Annotated in this window: 21 protein-coding genes and 1 tRNA gene; 13 read left to right on the top strand and 9 right to left on the bottom strand. The window is 46.4% G+C overall.

The genetic code is table 11. The annotated features are described in order from the left end of the window. Window positions 1–131: 131 nt before the first annotated feature. Both QUB14_RS07980 and QUB14_RS07985 read right to left on the bottom strand, forming a co-directional pair. Window positions 132–674 (bottom strand): GUN4 domain-containing protein, encoded by a 543-nt coding sequence (locus QUB14_RS07980; RefSeq protein ID WP_333216393.1) that lies wholly within the window; start codon window positions 672–674, stop codon window positions 132–134. A gap of 207 nt (window positions 675–881) precedes the next feature. Further along, window positions 882–2,582 carry a S8 family serine peptidase gene (locus QUB14_RS07985; RefSeq protein ID WP_333216391.1) on the bottom strand — a complete coding sequence of 567 codons (1,701 nt, stop codon included), beginning with the start codon at window positions 2,580–2,582 and terminating at the stop codon, window positions 882–884. A gap of 124 nt (window positions 2,583–2,706) precedes the next feature. Here QUB14_RS07985 and QUB14_RS07990 point away from each other — a divergent pair, with 124 nt between their 5' ends. The 6 genes from QUB14_RS07990 (at window position 2,707) to QUB14_RS08015 (ending at window position 11,470) form a co-directional block, all read left to right on the top strand. Then, window positions 2,707–2,871, top strand: coding sequence for a hypothetical protein (locus QUB14_RS07990; protein WP_333216389.1), 165 nt, complete (start codon window positions 2,707–2,709; stop codon window positions 2,869–2,871). Between the two features lie 275 nt (window positions 2,872–3,146). After that, the gene (locus QUB14_RS07995) at window positions 3,147–4,337 is read left to right on the top strand and encodes a serine/threonine-protein kinase (protein WP_333216387.1); all 1,191 of its coding nucleotides are present in this window, start codon (window positions 3,147–3,149) and stop codon (window positions 4,335–4,337) included. Between the two features lie 560 nt (window positions 4,338–4,897). Further along, on the top strand, window positions 4,898–8,404 hold the full coding sequence (locus QUB14_RS08000) for a PAS domain S-box protein (protein WP_333216385.1): 3,507 nt from the start codon (window positions 4,898–4,900) through the stop codon (window positions 8,402–8,404). Between the two features lie 428 nt (window positions 8,405–8,832). Further along, window positions 8,833–10,104, top strand: a complete 1,272-nt coding sequence (locus QUB14_RS08005; RefSeq protein ID WP_333216383.1) for an FAD-dependent hydroxylase — start codon at window positions 8,833–8,835, stop codon at window positions 10,102–10,104. A 338-nt stretch (window positions 10,105–10,442) separates the two neighbouring features. Continuing rightward, complete coding sequence (locus tag QUB14_RS08010) at window positions 10,443–11,120, top strand: DNA-binding response regulator (protein ID WP_333216381.1); 678 nt, start codon at window positions 10,443–10,445, stop codon at window positions 11,118–11,120. A gap of 80 nt (window positions 11,121–11,200) precedes the next feature. Continuing rightward, window positions 11,201–11,470, top strand: a complete 270-nt coding sequence (locus tag QUB14_RS08015) for a hypothetical protein (RefSeq protein ID WP_333216379.1) — start codon at window positions 11,201–11,203, stop codon at window positions 11,468–11,470. A 56-nt stretch (window positions 11,471–11,526) separates the two neighbouring features. Here the strand turns inward: QUB14_RS08015 and QUB14_RS08020 are convergent, their stop codons facing one another. The 3 genes from QUB14_RS08020 to QUB14_RS08030 all read right to left on the bottom strand — a co-directional run bounded on the left by QUB14_RS08020 (window position 11,527) and on the right by QUB14_RS08030 (window position 13,693). Continuing rightward, window positions 11,527–12,342 (bottom strand): sulfite exporter TauE/SafE family protein, encoded by an 816-nt coding sequence (locus QUB14_RS08020; protein WP_333216377.1) that lies wholly within the window; start codon window positions 12,340–12,342, stop codon window positions 11,527–11,529. 132 nt (window positions 12,343–12,474) lie between these two features. After that, the gene (locus tag QUB14_RS08025; RefSeq protein WP_333216375.1) at window positions 12,475–13,365 is read right to left on the bottom strand and encodes a 3-keto-5-aminohexanoate cleavage protein; all 891 of its coding nucleotides are present in this window, start codon (window positions 13,363–13,365) and stop codon (window positions 12,475–12,477) included. Between the two features lie 244 nt (window positions 13,366–13,609). Next, window positions 13,610–13,693 (bottom strand) — tRNA-Leu (locus QUB14_RS08030). 228 nt (window positions 13,694–13,921) lie between these two features. Between QUB14_RS08030 and accC the strand changes: the two genes are divergently transcribed. After that, window positions 13,922–15,277, top strand: coding sequence for an acetyl-CoA carboxylase biotin carboxylase subunit (gene accC / locus QUB14_RS08035; protein ID WP_333216373.1), 1,356 nt, complete (start codon window positions 13,922–13,924; stop codon window positions 15,275–15,277). Between the two features lie 163 nt (window positions 15,278–15,440). Here accC and QUB14_RS08040 read toward each other — a convergent pair whose 3' ends face one another. Further along, complete coding sequence (locus QUB14_RS08040; protein ID WP_006634856.1) at window positions 15,441–15,725, bottom strand: YggT family protein; 285 nt, start codon at window positions 15,723–15,725, stop codon at window positions 15,441–15,443. 124 nt (window positions 15,726–15,849) lie between these two features. On the opposite strand from QUB14_RS08040, the gene psbX reads away from it, so the two are divergent. The 5 genes from psbX to QUB14_RS08065 all read left to right on the top strand — a co-directional run bounded on the left by psbX (window position 15,850) and on the right by QUB14_RS08065 (window position 20,820). Continuing rightward, window positions 15,850–15,969: a photosystem II reaction center X protein gene (psbX, locus tag QUB14_RS08045; RefSeq protein ID WP_006634855.1), complete on the top strand. Its 120-nt coding sequence runs from the start codon at window positions 15,850–15,852 to the stop codon at window positions 15,967–15,969. A gap of 284 nt (window positions 15,970–16,253) precedes the next feature. Next, complete coding sequence (locus QUB14_RS08050) at window positions 16,254–17,063, top strand: Ycf66 family protein (RefSeq protein WP_333216371.1); 810 nt, start codon at window positions 16,254–16,256, stop codon at window positions 17,061–17,063. A gap of 267 nt (window positions 17,064–17,330) precedes the next feature. Continuing rightward, window positions 17,331–18,455 (top strand): redoxin domain-containing protein, encoded by a 1,125-nt coding sequence (locus QUB14_RS08055; RefSeq protein ID WP_333216369.1) that lies wholly within the window; start codon window positions 17,331–17,333, stop codon window positions 18,453–18,455. Between the two features lie 109 nt (window positions 18,456–18,564). Beyond that, window positions 18,565–20,016 carry a trypsin-like peptidase domain-containing protein gene (locus QUB14_RS08060; RefSeq protein ID WP_333216367.1) on the top strand — a complete coding sequence of 484 codons (1,452 nt, stop codon included), beginning with the start codon at window positions 18,565–18,567 and terminating at the stop codon, window positions 20,014–20,016. Window positions 20,017–20,199: 183 nt separating this feature from the next. Beyond that, complete coding sequence (locus tag QUB14_RS08065) at window positions 20,200–20,820, top strand: pre-peptidase C-terminal domain-containing protein (RefSeq protein ID WP_190655730.1); 621 nt, start codon at window positions 20,200–20,202, stop codon at window positions 20,818–20,820. 239 nt (window positions 20,821–21,059) lie between these two features. Here QUB14_RS08065 and QUB14_RS08070 read toward each other — a convergent pair whose 3' ends face one another. Further along, on the bottom strand, window positions 21,060–21,248 hold the full coding sequence (locus QUB14_RS08070; RefSeq protein WP_190655732.1) for a chlorophyll a/b-binding protein: 189 nt from the start codon (window positions 21,246–21,248) through the stop codon (window positions 21,060–21,062). Between the two features lie 94 nt (window positions 21,249–21,342). Next, window positions 21,343–22,359 carry a succinate dehydrogenase/fumarate reductase iron-sulfur subunit gene (locus QUB14_RS08075; protein WP_190655734.1) on the bottom strand — a complete coding sequence of 339 codons (1,017 nt, stop codon included), beginning with the start codon at window positions 22,357–22,359 and terminating at the stop codon, window positions 21,343–21,345. A 237-nt stretch (window positions 22,360–22,596) separates the two neighbouring features. Here QUB14_RS08075 and QUB14_RS08080 point away from each other — a divergent pair, with 237 nt between their 5' ends. After that, window positions 22,597–22,839, top strand: a complete 243-nt coding sequence (locus tag QUB14_RS08080) for a hypothetical protein (RefSeq protein WP_190736146.1) — start codon at window positions 22,597–22,599, stop codon at window positions 22,837–22,839. A gap of 382 nt (window positions 22,840–23,221) precedes the next feature. On the opposite strand, the gene QUB14_RS08085 is transcribed toward QUB14_RS08080, so the two are convergent. After that, window positions 23,222–24,433 (bottom strand): transposase, encoded by a 1,212-nt coding sequence (locus tag QUB14_RS08085; RefSeq protein WP_333216363.1) that lies wholly within the window; start codon window positions 24,431–24,433, stop codon window positions 23,222–23,224. Window positions 24,434–24,462: the final 29 nt, after the last annotated feature.

Raw genomic sequence — 24,462 nt, forward strand, 5'->3', positions numbered from 1 at the left:
CAATAATAGCTTTTTAAAGGAAGCAGAAGTAGGAAAGCAAAAAAACGTAAAACGCTCTCGCGCTTTAGATACCCGACTTCTTAAAAAAGAAGTCGGGTATCTGGGTGTTCTGTTTTTTTAGGTTGGTCTACTTACTTCCCGCAATTAGCAAAAGTAGAGAACAAGTTATAACCTTGAACTTTCCACGCTTGCCATGTATTCCGGTTGCCAAAAAGAATATGCATAGTTGCATCTCCATCCACGTAGCTTTGCCAACCTAATGCAGCAACAGTTGGGTACTGAGCTGGAAAATCCCCTAGCATAGGAGTTACTTGCTGGCCTAGTTTCCATCCTACCTTTTCGCTAAATTCTTTAATTTCACCTTCGCAACTTTGACAATTTAAACCCTTGCCCGCCTTCTGCCAAATCTCTAACTGCGGGGTCAAACCGTATTTGTTATTGCTGTGTTGCATCCACAATTGGTCGATCGCGCGGAGGTTCGGACAAGACGTGGGGTTGTTGCGGAGTAAAGAGACGGTTTCGCGATCGGCGTCGTCCCATTTCTTAGCTTCTAATAAGGTTTGTAGTTGCCTGAGTTCGCTGCTGGTTTCTTGTGCGCGAGCCAGAAAAGCTGGCTGCAAAACAGCAACAGATACGGCGATTAATGCTAGGGTGGTTTTTCCAAGTTTAAACATGATGCTCCTCTGAGTAAAAGTGATTTAGCAAATGATTTGTTTTTGTTGACACCAATGCCACAGGCAAATTGCCCCGACTATAGCGGTTCTCAAGACTCGTGAGGTACGCGCTTACCAATTCCCAATTCAGGGAAGGGGAAGGAACCACCAGTGCATCGGTGGATCGGTGCATCGATGCCCAGGCGTACCTCATTTACCCGATCGATCCTATACTGTCAACCCATTTGGATTAGCTGTTGTTGTCAAAATGTACTCAACTTGAGCCGGAGTTAAAGTCGGATTAACATTCAAAACTAAAGCGGCTACACCCGCTACCTGTGGCGTTGCCATAGATGTGCCAGTTAGGGTGTCATAGGTGCTATAGGGAGTTGTAGAATAGATGTCTACTCCCGGAGCAACTACGTAATCCAAAGGTGTGGAACCCGCCCCGTTCGAGGTGTCAGCCATCCTGCCGTTTATATCAATACTGCCCACGGCAATTCCCCAGCGATCGGCATTACGAGCTGGATAATCTGGTTGGCTAAAACCCAAATTTCCGGCTGACATAACAACAACAGAGCCTTTGTTATTTGCATACTCAATTGCGTCATTCACCAGGTTGGGAGGGTAAAACTCATTTCCCAAGCTGAGGTTAATTACATTTGCTCCATTATCAGCAGCATAGCGGATTCCTGCAGCAACATTATTCCACTCGCCGCCACCAAAGACGGGCAACACTCTGACAGGCATAATCTTGGCATTGTAGGCAACTCCTGTGATCCCAAAATCATTTCGTTCCGCGGCGATCGCACCTGCTATGTGAGTCCCGTGACCGTCGAAATCCAGATCCATTGGGTTGTTGTCGTTAACCACAAAATCCCAACCCCGAATATCATCAATAAATCCGTTGCGATCGTCATCAATGCCATTTTCCGCAATTTCATCAGCGTTCTGCCAAATATTATTATCTAAGTCGGGATGGTAGTAGTCAACACCAGTATCGAGAACAGCTACAACAATCCCATTTCCTGTAATGTTCTGATCCCAAAGTTCTGGTGCATTTATAGCGTCTACCCCCCAATTATTTTCGCTCAAGTTAGGAACATCAGGGAAGAGAGTTGAGCGGTTCAGGGTGCGGGTAACTGCTGCATTTGCATTGACTAAACCATAGCCGTAATTGCGATTAAAAGCACCGTTAGGTGTAGGAATATCGGGCAATACAGGAACAGGTGTTGCAGAAAGAGTCAGGTTGTAATTGGTAGAGTTGTTTAAGAAGCTAGAGACTTGGACATAGTATGTCCCTGGAGCCAGATTGGATACATTAATGACATCGGGGACGGTGCCAATCTCAAGAGAGGAGTCAATAGTTTCCCCAAAATCAAAAACACCGTTGCGGTTTCTATCTTGAATTAACTTTACGTCAGCATCCGCCGTCAAACCGTCGAGACGCAGGCTAAAATTGCTATTAGTGTTGATATCGAATCGGTAGAAATCGTCGATATCGCCTGTCCCCACGAACTCCGTTAAGCTGATGCTACCGTTCTGAACGCCAACAACATTACGAGCTGTCAAAAGAGAGTTATCTGAATCAGAGAAATTCAACTGAGAGGCAGATATCGTTCCCGTTAGGGGATCTGTGTTTGGACTCGCTGACTGTGACTGCGGTTTGAGTTGAGCATCACTCACAGAGTAACTGAAGTCAGCCCTGGCATCAGCTACAATTAAATCCGTAGTTTGTGCCTGTGGGTCGGTGCTGAATGCTGGGAGATTAGGAAAGCTAGATTCAGCACTATAACTAGAAACATTGAATGGATACTCGATCGCTCGGTTGGACAAGTCGTTGTTAACCGGAAATGCTGATGTGGCGATCGCGTTTGGCTGTTGAATGAAAAAAGGGCGATCGGTAGGATTCGTGTTGATGCCTAACATAAGTTAAAAAAATTGTAATCTTCCCGAAATGTGACGTTGTTTGTAGTAAGGACTTTAGTCCTTAATCTCCATTGAAGAAGACTCTGCGCCCTCACTACAAACCTATGAAAAATGATGAAAATTTATGAACGGATATCCTGCGGCTTGGAAGTTGAGCCGACGTTATATCTTCCACAAAGCCTTAGATAGCGTTGGAATTCATGGCGTTGGATTGGCGATCGACCAAGTAACGCTTTCAGATCTATTGTCCCCCATTAAGCGGGGCGGTTATAACGGGTATATTTTTTAAAACATCAGAGATTTACTTACCTTAAAAATTTAATTTTTATAATAACCCAAACTCCTTATAATGTCAATTCATAAAATTCATAATTTAAAATCATAAAAGTCATATTTGTAAAAATATATTGCAATAAGTAGACAAGCTATCAAAGTAAAGTTAAATCATGTATAAGCTAAATACAGCAGTTTTCAGTTCCCCGATCGCAACCCAATGGGTACTGGGTAATTGGTGAGTGAAAATCTGTACCTTATCCGTGGCAAGTTGCTATTTTAGAAAAAAAGATGTCCAGAGCGTTTACAACTAACTTAAGCCATGAAACTATGACGGTAGAAGAAGCCATAATTTTTTTGGACAATCTGGTATACGAACAAACGGAAAAACACCTAAGTCGGTTGCAACAGTCGATAATTCGAGGCGTTGTAGGGGGTTTGACGTACCAAGAAATTCAGCAAAACGATCCGATCGCCCGCGGGTATACAGTGGGCTACCTGGGGCGGTATGTCGGCTACAACTTGTGGAAATATCTCACCAAGGTACTGAGACAAGCAGGAATTCTTGGCGAAGAAGAAAGAGTAGTCGGAGCAAATCTTTGGGACTGCATCATGAGATCTGTACAAAAAGGCACACAGCCAGCTAATTCTGTCGATCCGATATTGCAAAAGCTGCTGCGGATGCGTTACCGAATCAGAGAACATTTGGTCAGCACCGAGTACAGCGATACCTATCTGGCTGAAGATGAAAATTTGCCCGATCGACCTTTGTGCCTCGTCAAGCGCCTGAAAAGCCAGTGTGAGAGAACCAGCCACCTATTCGATCGAGAAACGCGGGTTTTATATCGATTGGGCCAACACGATCGGATACCAGAATTGTTAGCTCGTTTTGAAGAAGATGGGTATTTTTATTTAGTCTATCAATTCATCGAAGGGCAACCGCTGTATCAAGAACTAATCGAAGGTCAACCTTGGGAAGAACATCAGGTTATTGATTTGTTGAAAGATATCTTGGAAGTGCTTGTTTTTGTTCACAAACAAGATGTAATTCACCGCGACGTTCACCCTCAAAACTTAATCAGGCGGACATCAGATGGCAAGATTGTATTAATTGACTTTGGGGCCGTTAAAGAAATCAACACTTCACAAAACAGCATCGGTCAAACGAAATCGCGCGGTGGGACTCAGCAAGATTATATTCCTCCCGAACAAGCCATCGGCTCACCGAAATTGTGCAGCGACATCTATGCTGTCGGGCTCATCGGGATTCAAGCCTTGACAGGAATGCGCCCGAAACAACTCAGAGTTGATAATTTAGGCAATCTCATCTGGCAGAAAAATGCAACTGTCACCCCGGAGTTGGCTCGCGTTTTAGACCAGATGGTGCTTTACCATTTCCCCCAGCGTTACCCCTCAGCAACCGAAGCTTTGCAAGCACTTCAAAACTTGGGAGTGAGTTGTCATTTGACAGTTGACAGTTGACAGTTGACAGTTACCAAACCCGACTTTAATATCCCCTCTTTAGTCCCTCTCTGCTGGGACTTTGTTTGTGCAGTAGCGGTTTCAACCGCCGAGTCTTATCTGTTCTGCCGATCGCATTTCCCACAGCCACAGCAGCCGGTTTACAATGCGAGTGATCTTGTTGCCGATCGACTAATCCGCTACTATTACGCCTCGATGTACTGAGTAAAAACACTCGGTCTTGCCGCGCGATCGGGCCCTAATTTCCAAGGAAGAAGGCTGAAGCCTTAAGCAACAAGGCTGAAGCCTTAAGCAACAAGCAACAAGGAACAAACAACAAGCAATTTTTTGTTTTAACTTACAAGCAATAAAAATTGTTAAATTCTGCCGAATGCCTTCTACATAAGAGCCTTCAAGCTTCTGTTGACTATCTATCTACAGTTAGATAATATAATTAATATTTTATGCTTAAAAGCTTTGAAAAAATTTTAAGCAGCTTTGTATAGCGGACAACAATATCACTAGAGTGTTTATTGTTACCTTAGATACATAGAAACCCCATAATTAGAGGGATCGAGAAATTGGAAGTTTTTGAACGAGCACAACAACGGCAAACGCCCTCAACCCGAATGGCTGCTGTCGAGTCTTTTTCCAAAAAAGCGAGTATTGCAGTAATCGCGATCGGCTGTACAGTCCTTTTGGGTTGGATATTCGATCTGCAACTGTTAAAAAGCATTCTGCCCGGACTCGTGACGATGAAAGCCAATTCTGCGGTCTGCTTTATTTTGGGCGGGTTTTCTCTGTTCATCCAACAGAACCGGCGCGCCAAATTAACAGCAAGAAAGTATCAAAAAAATCATAAACTTTTAATTTTTGGATGTTCATTTTTAATTATATTAATTAGCCTATTAACCCTAGTTCAATATAGTTTTAATGTAGACTTAGGCATCGACAAATTGCTATTTAAAGAAAGTTACACCTTGACAAGCGCCGGAATACCAGGACGCATGGCTCCGAATACTGCTGGTGCTTTTTTATTGCTGGGAACAGCCCTGCTGCTGCTGTCAGAACATCGGCCTAAATACCTGCGGATTCAAATCTTAAGCTGTTGTGCATTTTTAATTGGATTTATGGGTTTGATAGGCTACATCTACGACAAAGCTTTATTTTACCAAATTGGCAATTATACAGGGATGGCTTTGCACACGTCGGCAGCATTTATGTTGCTGAGCTTCGGCATTTTATTTGCCAGTCCAGAGCGAGGATTGATAGCAGTAATGACCAGCGATCGCGCGGGCGGCATCATGGCGAGGCGCTTATTGCCACGGGCAATCATTATCCCACCTTTAGTAGGTTATTTCATCATATCGGGAGAGCGGTTACAAGCCTACACGCCGGAGGTAGGGATATCGCTGTTAAGCGTATTGAACGTGATTATTTTTACAGTTCTGATTTGGCAGAATGCCAAAACTCTCTGCAGCGCTGACCGGAAGCGGTATCGAGCGGAACAGGGACTTAGGAAAGCTAAATCAGACTTAGAAACTAAAGTTGAGAAACGAACTATCCAACTACAAATCGCCAACGAGCAATTGCAGCAGGAAATTCTCGACTCTCAAACAACAAAGCAGGCACTTCAAAAAAACTACAACCTGTTGTTTGCAGTCATCAACAGTACGCCTGCCGCCTTATTTGTCAAAGATATTCATGGCCGTTACCTGATGCTGAATGCTGCAGGAGCCAGTATAATTGGCAAGTCTGTAGACGACATTATCGGCAGAGATGACAGCGAGTTATTTCCGCCGGAAATTGCGGGTAACATTAGGAAAACCGATCGCCCAATTATGACAGCGGGAAAAACCCAAGCGATCGAAGAAGAGCTGCCAGTTAAAGGCAACTTGAGGACATTTCTTTCTACAAAAAGTGCTTACCGGGACGGGCTAGGAAAGATCAGCGGTATAGTTAGCATCGCGCGGGATATTACTGAGAGCAAACAAGCAGAAATCGCCAACAGAAGTCTGGCAGCAATTCTGGAAGCAACCCCGGATTTTGTAGGTATCTGCAACCTCGAAGGACGCGCTGTTTACATCAACAAAGCAGGCAGAAAAATGGTGGGTATAGACGAAAACGAAGATATATCCCACCGACAAGTTGCAGAATTCACGGCAGCGTCAGCCCGCAGCAATTTGAATCAAGCGATCGCCACCGCTGTTTCTGGGGGCGTTTGGAGCGGAGAAACCGCTTTCGTGTCAACATCGGGACTCGAAATTCCCATCAGCCAAGTCATCATCTCCCACTCCGCACCGGACGACAAACTCACATACATTTCCACTATCGCCCGCGACATTAGCGATCGCAAACAAGCTGAACAAGCGCTGCAAGTGTCTCAAGCTCGTTTCGCCGGCATTGTAGAAATTGCCGACGACGCGATTATTTCCGTGGATGCTGAGCAAAAAATTATCCTGTTCAACCAAGGTGCAGAACGGATTTTCGGGTGGAGTGCAGCGGAGGCGATCGGACAATCCCTGAGCCTCCTGTTGCCCGAAGCTTTTGCCACCCTTCACAGTCTCCTCGTCAGTAATTTCAGCGGCGGCGTTAAACAAGCCCGAAAAATGGGCAACCGCAAAGAAATTTTCGCCCGCCGCCGAGACGGTACGCAATTTCCCGCCGAAGCTTCTATTTCCAAACTCGAAGTTGCAGGCGAAATCATATTCACAGCTATTTTGCGCGACGTGACAGCCAGCCGAGAAGCCGAAGAATCTGTGCGTCTGAGCGAGAAAAGATATCGATCGCTGGCAATGGCCACCGCACAGATGGTTTGGATGACAGACGCTAACGGAATCGCCGAGAAACCTGAGCCTGATTGGATAGCTTATACGGGCTTGAGTTCTGAAGACAAGGACTACTGGATAAAATCAGTGCACCCAGAAGATCGCGATCGCACAATACAAGCTTGGATGCGGGCCATAGAAACAAAAAGTCTCTACGAAGTCGAGCACCGCTTGCGGGCTGCTGACGGCAGCTACAGATACTTCTGGGTGCGGGGCGTCCCCATTTTGGCCGCCGACGGCAGCGTTCGCGAGTGGGTGGGAACTCACACCGATATTAGCGATCGGGTGGAAGTTTTGGAAGCACTCAAGCAGTCCGAGGGACAGTATCGAGTGCAAGCAGCCGAGCTCGAAAAAGCTGTTTACGAGTTGCACCAAGCACAAACTAAACTCATCCAAACAGAAAAAATCTCTTCTCTCGGGCAGCTAGTCGCCGGCGTCGCCCACGAAATTAACAATCCGATTAACTTCATCTACGGCAACATCACCCACGCCAGCCAATACGCCACAGACTTACTCAGTTTGCTCCACCTTTACCAGGAAAAATACCCAAATCCCGTCCCAGAAATTGTAGAAGCAGCCGAAGATATTGAAGTTGATTTCTTAATGGAAGACTTTACGAAGATTTTGGAATCAATGAAAGTAGGAGCCGATCGCATCCGCGACTTAGTTGTATCCTTGCGTAACTTTTCCCGACTCGACGAATCGCAGATGAAGCGAGTAGACATTCACGAAGGAATCGAAAGCACTTTGCTAATTTTGCAGCACCGGATCAAAGCTAATGTACTTCGTCCCGCTATTGAGATTATCAAAGACTACGGCAACTTCCCAAAAGTTGAGTGTTATGTAGGTCAGCTCAATCAAGTATTTATGAATCTTTTAGGAAATGCGATCGACGCCCTCGAAGATTACAACAGCAATCATTCTTCAAAGGAAACATCTTCTCGCCCCAACAGAATTCGGATTAGCACCAGTGCCAATTCAGACACAGTAACAATTCGGATTGCCGACAACGGGAAGGGAATCAATCAAGAAGTTATTGGCAAGTTGTTCGACCCATTTTATACTACTAAACCCGTCGGCAAAGGCACCGGATTGGGACTGTCTATCAGCTATCAGATTATAGTTGAAAAACACCGAGGCAAAGTGCAGTGTATTTCCGCGCCCGGGAAAGGTGCAGAGTTTGTCATCGAGATTCCTCTTTGCCAGAAAGTATCAGCGCTGGCTGCCGAAAACACAAAGGAAATGGTCAGCATTCATTAGTCATTAGTCATTAGTCATTAGTCATTAGTTTCAGGGCTTACCCATCGGGCGGCAGGGCTGTTTAATTCTCAGGAAAACCAGGCTTTTGTAGGGGCGGTGCCCCCGTGCCCGCCCCACCCACAGATGATTTCATGGGCATTTCAGGCATCGGGGCAACCACGGGGGGTTTGCCCCTACAAGAAAATGAAACCGCCCTGCATGGGGGGGGCTAGTTTCTACGAGTTTTGCGTTTAGTGACGAGAAATATAGGAAGAAACCGGGTTTCTGAGGTGGCGAGTGCATCCAAGACTTGCATTTTGATCTCGTAGTCTGAAAACCTTGATTTTCACGAATGCCGATAGTCTCCTCTTCTCGATCGCCCTAAATCGAAATAATTCTTTACAATAAAAAAGTAACAATCCAATTAACTTTGACAAATTTCCTTGAAAATGCCTGTAAACCAACTTTCTCCAACCACAGCCTCGACGCAAACACCGACACTCGACTTTGATATAGCCATCGTCGGAGGCGGCATAGTGGGGGCCACCTTAGCCAGCGCGTTAAAAGATTCTGGATTAAAAATCGCTATAATTGAAACCCAACTCCCCGCCGCCGCCGCAGCCAAAAAACAAGCCTATGCAATCACCCTGCTATCAGGAATGATCTTAGAAGGTATCGGCGTGTGGCAGCAAATCTTGCCGCAAATCACCACCTTCGAGCAAATTAGCCTCTGCGACGGCGACTATCCCGGTGTCGTCGAATTCCACCGCCCGGATTTGGGAAATACTGGCAAATTGCCTGTACCAAAAACAGCTTTAGGTTACGTTGGCGAGCACGGAGTCATGCTGTCAGCTTTGCAAGAATCTTTGGCAAAAAACCCGAATTTTAGTTGGGTTTGTCCGGCGGAAGTAGTCGAGGTAAAATATTTAACCGATTGCGCGGAAATAGAAGTCAAACAAAACGGCGAAACTCGGACTATTCGCACCAAATTATTAGTCGCCGCCGACGGTTCGCGATCGCGCATCCGCACGGAAGCCAACATCAGCACTCGCGGCTGGAAATACTGGCAATCCTGCGTTGCTATCACTATTAAAGCAGAAAAACCGCACAATGATATCGCTTTTGAGCGCTTTTGGCCGAGCGGCCCGATGGGAGTCTTACCATTACCTGGGAACCGCTGTCAAGTAGTTTGGACAGCACCCCACGCGGAAGCAAAAGCTTTGCAACAAATGGATGAAACAGAGTTTTTGAGTTTGTTGGAACAGCGCACGGGCGGGCTTTTGGGGCGTTTGGAATTGGAGAGCGATCGCTTTTTGTTTCCGGTGCAGTTAATGCAGAGCGATCGCTACGTTTTGCCCAGATTAGCACTAATTGGCGACGCCGCCCACTGCTGCCATCCCGTGGGCGGCCAGGGATTAAATATGGGTATTCGAGACGCAGGGGCGATCGCCCAAATCTTGCAGCAAGCGCACCAAAAAGGCGAAGATATCGGCGACTTGCGAGTATTGAAACGGTATCACAACTGGCGGAAAAAAGAGAATTTAATCGTGTTAGGATTTACCGATTTTCTAGACAGATTATTTTCTAATACTTGGCTGCCAATTGTAGCATTTCGCCGCTTGGGATTGTGGTGTTTGCGGACAATTCCCCCAGTGAGGTTTTTAGCCTTGCGGCTTATGACAGGCTTGATGGGGCGGCCGCCGGAATTAGCACAAAATTAGAAAAAACCGGGTTTTTTCCTATGTTGCTTGCATTCTAGCGGTGTTGCCACAACCGCCAGGGGTTGAAACCCCTGGCTAATAGCGAAAGTCGGTTGAAACCGACTGAAAATCCGAGATAAAAATGAAAAACTTTTTAGTCCTCTGAAGAGGACTTTTGCTATGAGACAGGGGTTTCAACCCCTGGCGGACTATCGGGCTAATCGAGGTTTCTCGCCACTCGCACCATCAAAGAAACCGGGTTTTTTTTTCAATCTTTGCAATGTTACGAAGTTGGTCGCAAAAACGCGGTACAATGATCGACTCAGCTCGAACCCAGCCCTGACGGCAATAGAAAAACTATGCAGCCCGAACAAGAACAAGAAATTCTCAACCTGCGCGATCGCCAATTAACGCCCAAACAAATTGCCCGAAAGTTAGGATTGAAAGCATCCGAAGTCAGTACCTTTCTTCAATCTCAGGCAGAACAAACAGCCCTCGCTAGCGCCGAAAAAGGAGAGTTATTGCCCGTTGCTCAATGTCTCGTGGATGTAAATTTTGCGAAGGTATTGTTGGGGAATGAAACCTCTGAAACGAGCGGTTTGGGTTTAGTGGTGGTTACCCGTTCCAAGGGATACAATCGTTTTGTTACAGCCTCTTATTTGATCGACTACTGGTGTTTGGGAGTTAAGGATGCCATGCCGCCACGTAACTGCAACGATAGCCAATATAAAAATTTCGTTCAGCTTTCTTACTCGCAGTTTATGCAAGAATACGAGGAGATTAGTTTAGAGCAAGCACAAGCCCTGGTTTGGGGCGCGATCGCTTATGCCAAAATATTAGGCTTTGAACCGCATCGCGATTTCGAGCAGTCGAAGGCTCATTTAGGAGAATCAACCAGCGAAATTGGCTTGAAATTCGGTCGCAATGGAAAACCTTGTTATGTTGAAGGGCCTCACGATAATACAAGGAAAATTATCAATACGCTTAAAAACTCTGTGGGAGAGGGTAATTTCCATTACTTGTTCGGGATGGGGTAGAAATTGATACGGGGGAGCGTCAACCGCCAAACCACCAATCGTGATCAAATAAACATCGGTGTTATTCACAACTGCCCACAATGGATGAAACCCGCACCCAAGTTTATCTGCAATTGATTGAGACACTCCTGACTTGTCCCAAAAGTGAGGAACCGCAGATATTACACGCTAACTTAGAATTGCTAGATTCGGGGTTTCTGCAAGTTTGCGAGGTAGTAGCAGAAAACCTGGCAGAGGAAGGTCAGAAAAATCACGCGCTGCGACCTGTTAGATTGAACTTGCAAATTTTAGATAGCGGCGCACCTCATTTACCTAAAAAAGGCTATAATAGCAATCGTTCCAGCGATTAAGAACGTCCCGAATATCTTCGCGGTTGCTATACCTAAAAAGTGCTGTATGTTGAAACTTACAGATCCCAAGCTTGTAACGACATATAGACCGCTAAAAAAATCAACAACCCGGTAAATAGAAATCTGACTAATTTATCTGACAATTTTGGCAACAGCCGAGCACCAAAATTTGCGCCAAATAACGAGCCCAAACCCAGCATCAATCCTGGTACTATCAATACATTACTAGAATCGGCGATGACATAACGACTGACTGCCCATAATGAAATTAGTACAATAGCTCCGTAGCTGGTTTGTACAGCTTCTTTAATGGGCATTTTAAGAAACAGAACTTGCAGGGGAACCATCACAATCCCTCCACCTACTCCAAACAAACCAGATAAAACTCCAGCTATCAGTCCAATGCCTTGAGTTTTTAAAAGTGGCGCTGTTGAATTTGCGGGCGATTCAGAGAAATCAATTTTTGCTGCTTTTTTCTCTTCTTTTTGAAGTTGCTTTTTCAAGTTGATCAGCCAGATTGCAGTTATTTGGAGAGCAGCAAAACTCAATAAGAGCCATTTACTAGGTAAAGCATTAGCAATGGCAACTCCTATTTCGGTTGTTAGCATTGCCGGGAATGTTAATAAGGAAACCGTTTCAATTTTAAGTGAGTTCATTTTCCAATTCTGGATTGTTCCAGAAAGTGCGCCAAGGCTAATTGCAACTAAGCTCGTTGCAACAGACTGAATAGGTGACGCGCCAACGGCTGCAAGGGCTGGAACATAAAGTAAGCCGCCTCCAATACCAAGGAGAGCAGAAATAATTCCAACAATTATGCCAATCGGAAACAAATGTAATACACCTAAAATACTGCTAACACTTACTTGTGTCATGGTAAAAATTATGAAGAAAGAGGGTAGTGGGCATCTAAATTCACGCTTCATTACAGGAGTTTTGAAACGACGGCTGGAAACCAGATTCTGTCGCGGCCAATTCTGGAAACTTAGCTTAAAATGAGCGAACCGTCAGAATGAGTGCTGTGGCTGCTGTTGCATCCCAAGAATTTGGCGAGCTTGCTCAGGTGTTGCGATGGGATGCCCTAATTTTTCGCAAATACCTCTTAAATTCGCCACTAATTCTGCATTTGATTTCGCTTTTTGTCCTTTACGGACATAGGTTTCGTCCTCAAATCCTGTGCGAATATGCCCCCCAAGTAGAATAGCTTGTTCTGCTATAAAATAGTTATATCGACTGCCAGCACCCAATGCTGTCCAGTGACATTGTTCTGGCAATTGCTTAACCATGTACTCCAGATTTTGAGATGTCGCTCCAATCCCTGAATAACTTCCTAAAATGAGGAGGAAATGAAGCGCCTCTTTTAAGATACCTTTTTCCAGCAATTCTAAGGCTACTCGGATATCTCCCAGATCGTAAATATCGCATCTAGGAATCAGCCCTAAACTGTAAATACGCTCAATCTGCTCTCTTACATCATGTGGCGGGTTTAGGATGATTGTTTTTTCATCAATATTCCGTGTTGACAGGTTGAGCGCACACATCTCAGGCTGGAGTTCAGGTTTATTCCCCCACATGGCAGAAGATATTTTCACCAAATTACCCCGTTCAAATTTTTCGGGTCCTTGTGCTAACCTGTCTGTTCCACGTGGGGTGATTTCGATGAGCGGAGTAGGCACAATTTGTTTGAGCTTAGAAATAGCTTCATAATATCGATCTGGATCGAGAGATTCTTCGCCATTATCGCCACGAACATGCAGGTGTATAATCGCCGCTCCATGTTCAACTGCTTCTTGAGCAGATTTTGCTTGTTGTTCTGGCGTTAACGGGATAGGAGCTATTTCTCTAGTAGTGCGATGACCAGTTATTGCACAGGTGATAATTATCGGTTGCTTAGACATATTATTTATTTAAATAAAGGTACCCTATCTGAACTCTGCAACCGTACTGCCAACTATACCATTAGGTTAGTGACACGGGAAATAAAGAATGCTAGGTTCGATCGCCCTTCCACAACTAATTATTATACGAATGTAAAAAAATATATCGCACTTCCTGGTAAGAAGCCTCGATCGAAAAAACCACTTAATAAAAAACAACTGCCGACAGCAAAAACTGTCAACAGTTGTTTTATATATTCTTCAATGCGGATGGCGAGACTCGAACTCGCAAGGACATAATGCCACACGCACCTCAAGCGTGCGCGTATACCAATTCCGCCACATCCGCTCTTTCTAGCAATCTCCGGGATTTTTGCGTTACGAGTTAAAGATTCACAGGTTGAGGTTCCTGACATTTAACTTGTGACTTGCCCTTTGACACCGCCGATTTACAATCATAGCACCACTACCAGCCAAATGTAAAATAAATTTTTGTGAACAATTTCTGGAAAACGATTATCCAGAACATACCGAAAGGCATTATTGTACAGAATATTGAGTGAATTAAGCAGCGAAGATGGGGTTCTCGAAAATTTTAATCGCTAATCGGGGAGAAATAGCTCTCCGCATATTGCGGACCTGCGAGGAAATGGGGATTGCCACGGTCGCCGTACACTCCACCGTAGATAAACACGCCTTGCACGTCCAGTTGGCAGACGAAGCCGTTTGCATCGGCCCCCCCACCAGCAGCAAAAGCTATTTAAACATCCCCAACATCATCGCGGCTGCCCTGACGCGCAACGCAGCAGCCATTCACCCCGGTTACGGCTTCCTCGCCGAAAACGCCCGATTTGCCGAAATCTGCGCCGACCATCAAATAACCTTCATCGGCCCTTCTCCTGCCGCGATGCGGGCGATGGGCGACAAATCCACCGCCAAAGAAACGATGCAGCGGGTGAAAGTCCCCACAGTTCCCGGTAGCGACGGATTGCTGGCGGACGATCGCGAAGCTTTGTCGATCGCCCGCGACATCGGCTATCCTGTGATGATCAAAGCCACAGCCGGCGGTGGTGGCCGCGGCATGAGGCTAGTCAGAGAAGCATCCGAACTCCCCAAACTATTCTCAGCAGCCCAAGGCGAAGCCGATGCAGCCTTCGGCAATCCGGGACTTTACCTCGAAAAATTCATCGAAAAACCCCGGCACATCGAAATCCAAATCCTCGCCGACAACTACGGTAACGTCATCCACCTCGGCGAGAGAGATTGTTCGATTCAGCGCCGACACCAGAAACTCCTCGAAGAAGCCCCCAGCCCCGCCCTCACCCAGAAACTGCGAGATCAAATGGGTCACGCCGCCATTGCCGCTGCCAAATCCATCAACTACACGGGTGCGGGCACTGTCGAATTTCTGCTTGACAAATCCGGCAAATTCTACTTCATGGAAATGAACACCCGCATCCAAGTAGAACATCCCGTCACCGAGATGATTACAGGCCTCGACTTGATAGCCGAACAAATCCGCATCGCCCAAGGAGAAAAACTGCAAATCAAGCAAAACCAAGTAATTCTCAACGGCCACGCCATTGAGTGCCGCATCAATGCTGAAGACCCCGATCGCAACTTCCGCCCTCACCCCGGCATAATCAGCGGTTATTTGCCTCCCGGTGGTCCCGGCGTGCGGATGGACTCTCACGTCTACACCGATTACGAAATACCGGCTTACTACGATTCTTTAATCGGTAAGGTAATTGTATGGGGGCGCGATCGACCGACAGCCATCCGCAGGATGAAACGGGCATTGCGGGAATGTGCTATCACTGGCGTTCCTACCACCCTGGGCTTTCACCAAAAAATCCTCGATTCCCCCGAGTTTCTCAGCGGCGAAGTTTACACCAATTTCGTCGAACAATTCTTGAACCAAAACAGTCATTAGTCAATCGGTTTTGGATTTGGGATTTGGGATTTGGGATTGAACAATTGAAGAAAGCGACCCCACGGAGCAATCCGGGGGTTTTTACCAAGCCTGCTTTCAGTCAACAGTCAACAGTCAACAGTCAACAGTCAACAGTCAACAGTCAACAGTCAACCGCCAACTTCTACATCATCATCGTCAGCAGCCCTTGCTGGCCGAGAATCATTTCTCGCAGCAAGCTACAGATACCCACCCAAATAATCGGCGTAATGTCCACCCCGCCGATCGGCGGTACGATCTTTCTAGTTACGGCTAAAAAAGGTTCCGTCGGCCAAGCAATCAGACTCAACGGCAACTTGCTCAGGTTCACCTCGGGATACCAAGTCAGAACGATCCGAAAAATAAACAGCAAAGTCATCACGACTAGGACAGAGCCCAGAATCCAACTTGCAACGGTAATACCAGTCATGGGTCTTATCTCGAAATCTTAAGTTTTGTTAAGTCTGCTCTTCATAATTTTAACCGTTTGACAGGTGCGATCGAAAGTATAAAATTAATAAAAATCAAATTGTTGTAACAAAGGCTTTGAATCTATGACTCCTTCTCTCGCGAACTTTTTGTACAGCCTGCTGGTGGGCGTGGTGGTAGTAGTGCTTCCAGCAACGATCGGCCTGATCTTCATCAGCCAAAAAGACAAAATCAAGCGCACCTAAAAAGTCAGCGGGTTTGTAAGTCCGGCGCTGCAAGTCAATTGTGGGGTGCAAGTCGGGCATTTCCCCGATCCGAGAAACCTCGGCTGCCAGCAACTGTCAAGGCAAAACCTTCAGTTGACTGCCAAGCTGAGGTTTTTTCCCGTTAAACTCATTATTATATGGTTCACTTCCCAAGCTGAAACCCTGACCGGACGCTGCCCCAGAAAGCACAGTCGGGCTGACAGACTTAATGATAGATGTAAAATCTAACTCGCTAACATAGGAAAGACATAGGAGATAGGCTAATGGTCAATTTAGGATTGAACTGGAGCAGCCTGCTAGGGATTATCCTAGCAGTAGCAGGGGCAGGACTGTATTTTCTGCGATCGTGGCGTCCCAAACTAGCCCGAGACCACGATATTTTTTTTGCAGCAGTCGGCCTGCTGTGCGGCGGTATTCTGTTATTTCAAGGATGGCGGCTTGACCCTATTCTGGCATTCGGTCAATTTCTGCTCAGCGGTACCGCGATATTTTTTGCAACAGAAAGCATCAAGCTGCGAGGAGCGACCACAGCCCAAGCCAAAACTCGCGCCCAATACGTAGATGAAGAGCGACCGGTCAGCAACGCCTACGGTTACGAGGGCTACGATGGCGAAATGGAACAGCTAGAACCAGAGGAAGACTATCCGCAGCGTCCCCGGATTAGAGGCAGCCAAGACTACCGTTCCTCTCGGGAAGCCTACGACGACGAACCCCGCCGCCGCCCCTCGAATCGCAACGGCAGCGTTAACACCTCCAGGCCCGACTCGCCCGAGCGATCGTCGCGCAAACGTCCCTCTCGCCCAGAAGCCCCCCCTGCCCAAGAGTCTGACAACTGGGACGTTTCAGACAACCCCGAAGAAAGACCGACCCGCAGCCGCAGCAGTCGCCCCCCTGCTTCGGAAAACCGCAGTTCCGATACGCCGCCGAGAACCAAAAAACCCCGTCCTACGGAATCATCCAGGTCTCGCCCCAGCAACCGCGACGTGGAAGCACCGCCGTCAGACTACGTGGAGTATCGACCTGTAGAATACCCGGAAGACCAACCGGATAATTCCCCCAGTTTCGACAAATAGGCAAACACTAAGTAGATGGGTGAAACTAAACATTTCTGGTGCCCGCAGGCAAAAAAATAAGTTGCGTTTATTGATCCCCATCTACTTATTCTCAGATATTAAAGTGATTAAAAAGACTGTAAATTGTGACAGTGGAACCCTAGACCAACACATATATACATAAATAAAAGCTAATTTTTTTTAAAATTATTTTGACCTGCCGAACCTGTGGAACTAATCGACAGCATAACAATCTTAATATAAAATCCCAATTCTTAAATCAGCAAGATGCCATTACTCGAAATAGGAGATCCGGCTCCCTGGTTTTCCATTCCTTCTACAAATAACCCCTTATTTCATTTCTCCACTGTTGCCGGTCGGCGAATCGTGCTGTTTTTCTTTGCCAGCGCAGCTTTTCAACAAATCCAAGTTATCCTCAAAAGCTTTCAAGAGCTTTCAGAAGAATTCCAAAGCTTGCAAGTAGCGCGGTTCGGAGTGAGCGTTGACCCAGCAGACAAAGAACAAAACAGACCGACAACAATTGCTCCGTCATTCCTCTTTTTCTGGGACTTGGATAAAACAGTCAGTCAGCAGTACGGTGTTTTCCGAGAGGTCGAAGACAATGGATTTGCCGGAGTTCACTATGCACCCCAAACTTTTGTACTCAACGAAAACCTTCAAATAATTAATATTTTGCCGATGGGCGAACCGCACCAACACGCCCAACAAGTATTAGATTTTCTCAAAACTTTGCCCCCTATTGAGGAAGCCCGAGCAGCCACTCGCCACGCCCCGGTGTTGGTAATTCCTAACGTTTTGGACAAAGCTTTGTGCCGCAGTTTGATCGATATGTACAAAGCTAATGGTGGCAGTCCCTCGGGCTTTATGAGGCAAATAGGCGGGAAAACAGTTGGCTTGCACGACGACACTTTTAAGAAGCGCCGAGATTTCTTTATTCAAGACGAGGATTTCCAGCAACAATTGAATGCGATTATTCTACGCCGGGTGCGGCCGGAAGTAGAGAAAGCTTTTCAGTTTACAATCACTAGGTTTGAACGGTATTTGATAGGTTGTTACGATGCTGACAGCGGCGGTTATTTTCGGGCGCACCGCGACAACACTAGCAAAGCTACGCTGCACCGCAGGTTTGCGATGACGCTAAACTTGAATGTGGGAGAGTACACGGGGGGATTTTTACGGTTTCCAGAGTACGCGCCGCACGGTTATAAAGGCGATTCTGGCACGGCGATTATTTTTTCGTGTTCTTTGCTGCATGAAGCCACCACCGTGATTAGTGGTCAGCGCTTTGCTTTGCTGTCTTTTTTCTACGGCAATGAGGACGCTGCGGTACGAGAAGCTAATTTTAAGTATTTAGCTGCTGATTCAGATTCCCAAATTGGAGAACCGGCGTGAGGAAGGTCACTACCGTGGTGCAAGTCCTAAAATAATTACAGAAGGTAGTTAGCGGTTAGCCACAAAACCTAATTCCTAGCTACCGATCGCTAAATAATAATCGATCGCCATGAATTTCAAACTTCTAACTTTAGCAGTATCGGGAATTTTAACGGTTGGGGTTGCAACCAGCGCTACTGCGGTTGTTACGACATCCCCTGTGCGGCAATCAACAGATTTAACGGAATTTAACTCGGTGCATTCCCAGGGTGCGATCGCCCAAAATCTCGAAGAACAAACCAATATTCGAGTCTACGAAAAGGCTAGTCCGGCGGTTGTTACCGTCGATACAGATAAATCTAACGGCAGCGGCACAATTATCAGCCCCGACGGCATGGTGTTAACTAACGCCCACGTTGTTTCGGCAGGCGGTACCGTCAATATCATTTTGTCAGACGGCAGAAAACTTGTCGCCGATGTCATCGGATTCGGCGAAGACGGTCTAGACTTAGCCGTGGTGAAGATTCGCGGTCAAAACAATTTGCCCACCATTCCTTTAGCCCGTCCCGGTTCGGTGAAAGTCGGGCAACAAGCATTTGCGATCGGCAATCCGTTCGGTCAATTTCAAGGTACTTTTACAGTCGGAATCGTCAGCCGCATCGACCAGCAGCGGGGCTTAATTCAAACCGACGCCGCCATCAATCCCGGCAATTCTGGAGGGCCCTTGCTCAACAGTTCAGGAGAATTAATCGGCGTCAATACTTCTATTTTTACTCGCGGTCGGGGCGGTGGCAGTATCGGTATCGGTTTTGCAATTTCAGCAGACAAAATACCCGCTTTCCTGACAGCGGTACGAGAAGGGCGAGCTCCCCGCGCGGCTCAAGCCCGATCGCCCTTTGGCGGCAACAAATCACCTCAAAAAGTTGCGTTAAACGGGCCCGCCGTCAGCGGCATCCTCACGGACAAGTCTAGCGTTCTGCCCACCGACAACAGCTTTTTTGACCTCTACTCATTTGAGGGAAAAGCGGGCCAGCAAATCACAATAGAAATGAAAAGTCAAGAAATTGACCCTTATTTAATTTTGCTCGGGCCCAACCAGCGCGAAATCGCGCAAGACGATGACGGGGCAGGCCGTAAAGACGCCAGAATTACAGTCAGGCTGCCTGCAGACGGGACTTACACGTTAGTGGCAAATTCCTACCAAGCTAAGCAGTCAGGGGCTTATACGTTAGAACTGAAAGCGAGTGCTCCTACCGCGCCTTCTCGGGCGATTTTACAAGAAGAAGGCGCTTTAGTCGCAGGCGGCCCAGTATTGCCCTCTGACAACAGTCTGTATCGCGAGTATACTTTTGAAGGTCGATCGGGTCAGTCTGTAACCATTTCCCTCGAAAGTACAGATTTCGATCCCTATGTGGCTATCTTTGGCCCTAACGGTCGATTAGTGGCAGAAAATGACGATGGGAGCGATTCGACTAAAAATGCGTTTCTGACCGTTACTTTGCCCGCTACGGGTCGCTATCGCGTAATTGTCAATGCTTACGATGCTTCTGGCCGGGGTCGTTACACTCTAACTGTCCGATGAAAATGGGGAAAAAGGTAATGGGTAATCGGGAATTGGTAATTGGTCGAATTATTCTGCTTCCTGCTTCCGTCCATCCATTAAATCTTGTACAGTGCTCGTTGCCGAACTTCCTTCTTCCATCCGTTAAATCCGTTACAGAATCCGTTGCCGAACTTCCTTCTTCGTTGCAAACCGAGGTAATTCATGCGTCAAGTTAGATTTTGGGCGATCGCGCCAATTGCTCTACTAGCTACTTTTTCTGGTAAGCCGACTGTCTCCCTACCAGTTTCAACTTTAGGTGGAGTTGCTAACAGTAGTTCCACCCTCCTTTCAGCAAAACTTCCTCAAAATTTAACTGATGCAAAGCCTGCTGAAAAGGCGGTTTTAGCTCAAGCCAGCCCCAACCCCTCGCCATCACCACAGAGTTCGCCAACTCAGAGTCCAACTGTAGAACCTCGGTCGAGTCCTGATGCGGGTTCATCTAAGGTCATTTTAGAGCAAAACGGAGAACTCACCCCGGCTAAGTCTTCTGTACTGCCCTCGGACAGCAGTTTGTACGACGAGTATACCTTTGAAGGCACTCAGGGTCAGAAAGTGGTTGTTACCGTAGAAAGTACCGAGTTTGATACTTATCTCGCTATTTTCAACTCCCAGGGCGAGTTACTTGCAGAAAATGATGATGCGACGCAGCAGAATTCCAATTCTGAGCTTACTGTTACCTTGTCTGCGAACGGTCGCTACCGCGTCATTGTCAATGCTTACGATCCGCCTCCAAAAGGTAGAGGCAAGTACAGTTTGACCGTCCGCGAAACAACTGGAAATTAGTTTGAACGAAACTTAGGAGTCAGGGCACGGCATTGCCGTGTCCCTATAATTCAAGGACGATCGCACTACAAGCAACTACTATCCACTTTGGTAAATTCATATGTTTCTCTGCAACTATAAATGTTAGAGTCTTGCACTTATTATTTTATAATCAGTATTTCCAATAAATCTTAAAAATAGAATGGAAGCTGAAATATAGATATTTTTTCAGCTTCCATTTTTAATTGATTTTGATTAATTTAACGCAGCCCCAGCCAGGTAAAAAAATCCTGGCGGGTGAAGAATTCTAGCAGCAAAAGTCCCACAAATCCCACCATCGCAAATCGTCCGTTGATTTGTTCTGCATAGGCATTCCACCCAAAGGCTGGTTCTGGTTTTGGGGTATTTGAGGTTGTCGGTTTTGGGGAGGGAGGAGTTTGAGCAGTCATTTAAAAGTTTTGAGTTTTGAGTTTTGAGTGATGAATTTTCGGAAGCTTGGGGATCGCACAACTTGTAATTTACCAGGAAAATGACAGCCCATGGCTAATCTGCTGACTTTTCTAAACTTTGAACCGATTCGATCAGATTTCGCACGGTTTCGGTACCTTCAGAAGGCTCAAAAAACAGCGGGAACTTGCCCCGAGCGATCATTCTCAAACCCAACGGGCCCAGACTCAGCAAACCTTTAACGTCGCGGAAGTAGTTTCCTACTACTTCGATCCCAAATTTGCGCTCGTCTATCCAGCCACCTTCTTTGACGAGATCGATTAAAACTTTGCGGTGGCGGATCGATCGACTGGCTTGGTCGTCTTTGCGATCGAGAATCTCTTGTTTAATCTTACCAATTTGATCCATCGGCGCCACTTCCATCGGGCAAACCGAGTTGCAGTAGTAACAGCGGGTGCATCCCCAGACGCCTGCGGTGCCTTCGTTGTATTTTTCGAGCCGATTTTCCGTTTCGCTGTCGCGGGAGTCGGCGATCGTGCGGTAAGCTTTGGCGAGGGCGTGGGGGCCGACAAATTCCGGGTTGACTTCGCGGGCGTTGCACTCAGAATAGCACGCGCCGCAGAGGATGCAGTTGCCGGTTTGGTCGAGTTTCGATCGCTCTTCTGGTGTTTGCAGAAATTCGCGTTCTGGAATTGCTCGCGAGGCGGTGCTGACATAGGGTTCAACTGCTTCTAGGTTGTCCCAAAAACTGGTCATGTCAACAACCAAATCTTTAATAACCGGCATATTTCCCATTGGGGCGACGGTGATTTCTGGGATGAAATCGGTAGGTATTTCTGCTGAGCTGGAATCGGCTATTTTTTGCAGTCTTGCGAGTTCGCTGGCTACATTTTCTTTGCAAGCTAATGCTGAGCGACCGTTAATTCGCATAGAACAACTGCCGCAAATTGTATTGCGACAATTTTTGCGAAAAGCTAAAGTGCCGTCGTGTTCCCACTTAATACTGTTGAGGCAGTCTAGGATGGTATTGCTCTCTTCCACATCTAGGGTGTAAGTGTGAACCCGGGGAGCCTCGTTTTGATTTTGGCGCACTACATTAAAGCGGACTTTCATATTTTGAGTAAGGAATTTAGTTTCTATTTTAAGCTAAATTTTTGAACTCTTTAGAAAGCTCTTATTTTTTTACCACTACCTAAAGTAAGAGATTTAAAAAAAATTATTATTGTTTGATAAACATGAATAATTCTCAAGTTATAAATCCTAAATTACCACTTTTTTAAGCGGATTGGTGAGCTATTAATTGGAGAGAAAAGTAATTAATCGCTGCAATTCGGTAGTCGGAGGTGCGTGATGTCCAGCTTGTTTGTATTAACTTTCATGTTTTCCACACCGGCTTTTTGTCTGGGTCTGCTAAATCCTCAATGGGTGGGACTGGCAACTCGCAAGCGATCGAGTGCCTTGTACGGCGGCTTGATGGCAGTTTCGTTCGTTTTGCTTGGGGTTACAGCACCCAAGGCGCCACAACCAGTTTCATCGGGGCTGCTGGCCTCAACTGAATCGCTAGAATTTAGGGTAAGCGCACCTTTGCGCTGAAGGTAGCTGGGTATGCATTTCACTTTTTTGGCAGCATTACAAGAAATTTTACCAGGACTTACGGCCGGTTGGGGCCAGAAACGTAGTTTTTTAAGAAAAATACTTGGTTCTACTCATTTACTGCAATTAAAAACCCCGGTTTATAGGCGTCGGAGTGCGATCGCGAACTGTAGGGAAAAATCGGGGCTTTAGTAAGGAGAAATACCCTAACAGGAGTTATGCAAAAAAACAGGTTTTTTCCACAACTCCTCGCTTTTTGAATAAATATTGGCGCAGAAATCGGGTTTTTGCGTCTTTGAGTGCGTTCAGGACTGACTCAGAAACTGGGTTGCACTAGGGTCTGGTGTCCAACGTTCTAGTTTACTTCTTGACACTCCCCTGCCTAAAGGCGAGGGGATTCTTTGTTCACAGACTCAACTTGCTCAGACAGGATTTCTCCAGCCAAAGTAGTGGTCGAATCTCCCACAGCGTTCGGGTCTAAGACCCAAGTTCCGGTATGCCCTACCGTACTCAAGGCTAATTTCAGAATGTTAATCGCGGCGTTCCAATCCCTATCCATAACAAATCCGCATTCACAAGCGTGAGTTCTTACGGATAGGGATTTTTTGACGATTGCAGCGCAGTTAGAACATTTCTGCGAAGTATAAGCAGGATTGACAGCAACCGTTACCCTGCCAAACTTTACTCCAAAATATTCCAACCACTTCCTGAATTGATACCAACCAGCATCGTTAATAGATTTAGCCAGACAGTGATTCTTTGCAAGATTCTTAACCCTCAAATCTTCGTAGGCGACCAAATCGTTAGATTGGGTTACGCAACGCGCCAGTCTCTTAGCGTGTTCTTCACGTTGCCTGCTTATTTTGAGGTGTACTCGACCTAATCGATTAATTGCTTTCTTTCGGTTGGTAGAGCCTTTCTTTTTGCGAGAAACACGGCGTTGCCGAAACTTCAACCGTTTCTCGCTTGTTCGATAAAACTTGGGATTTGGTTCAGTGTGACCATCGGAGTCTGTATAAAACTCTTTCAAGCCCACGTCCAATCCAACTGTTTTACCTGCTGGCGTTGTATCTACATTGTTATCAGCACTGATTGCAAACTGAACGTAGTAGCCGTCAGCGCGACATATTAAGCGAACTCGCTTGATCTGATCGATTTGGTAGAAGTTAAGATCCCACGTCCCTTTTAGTTTGAGCTTGCCAATTCCCTTTTTGTCAGTGAATGTGATTTGCTTCCGAGTTTCTGAAAGTTTCCAACCGCTGACTTTGTACTCAACAGACCGACTGTTTTTCTTGAAAGTCGGATAACCTTTCTTTCCGGGAACGGCTTTCTTGCAGTTGTCGTAGAACCGAGCAATCGCAGAATAAGCCCTTTCCACAGAAGCTTGGCAAGCACTAGAATTCAAGTCTTTGACAAAGGCAAACTCTTCTCTGAGCGCAGTGCTATGACGGTACAAGTCTTTTTGCCCTACTCCTCGGTTGTCGAGCCAAAATCGGATGCACTTATTCCGAACGAATTGAGCAGTTCTGATTGCCTCGTCTATTGCTGCGTACTGATTTGGTTTGCCTTTAGCCTTGAATTCTAAAACGAACATCTTACGTGAGAACTCGCTACGTTAAAAGT

The sequence above is a fragment of the Microcoleus sp. B3-D2 genome (assembly GCF_036705345.1).
Taxonomy (GTDB): Bacteria; Cyanobacteriota; Cyanobacteriia; order Cyanobacteriales; family Microcoleaceae; genus Microcoleus.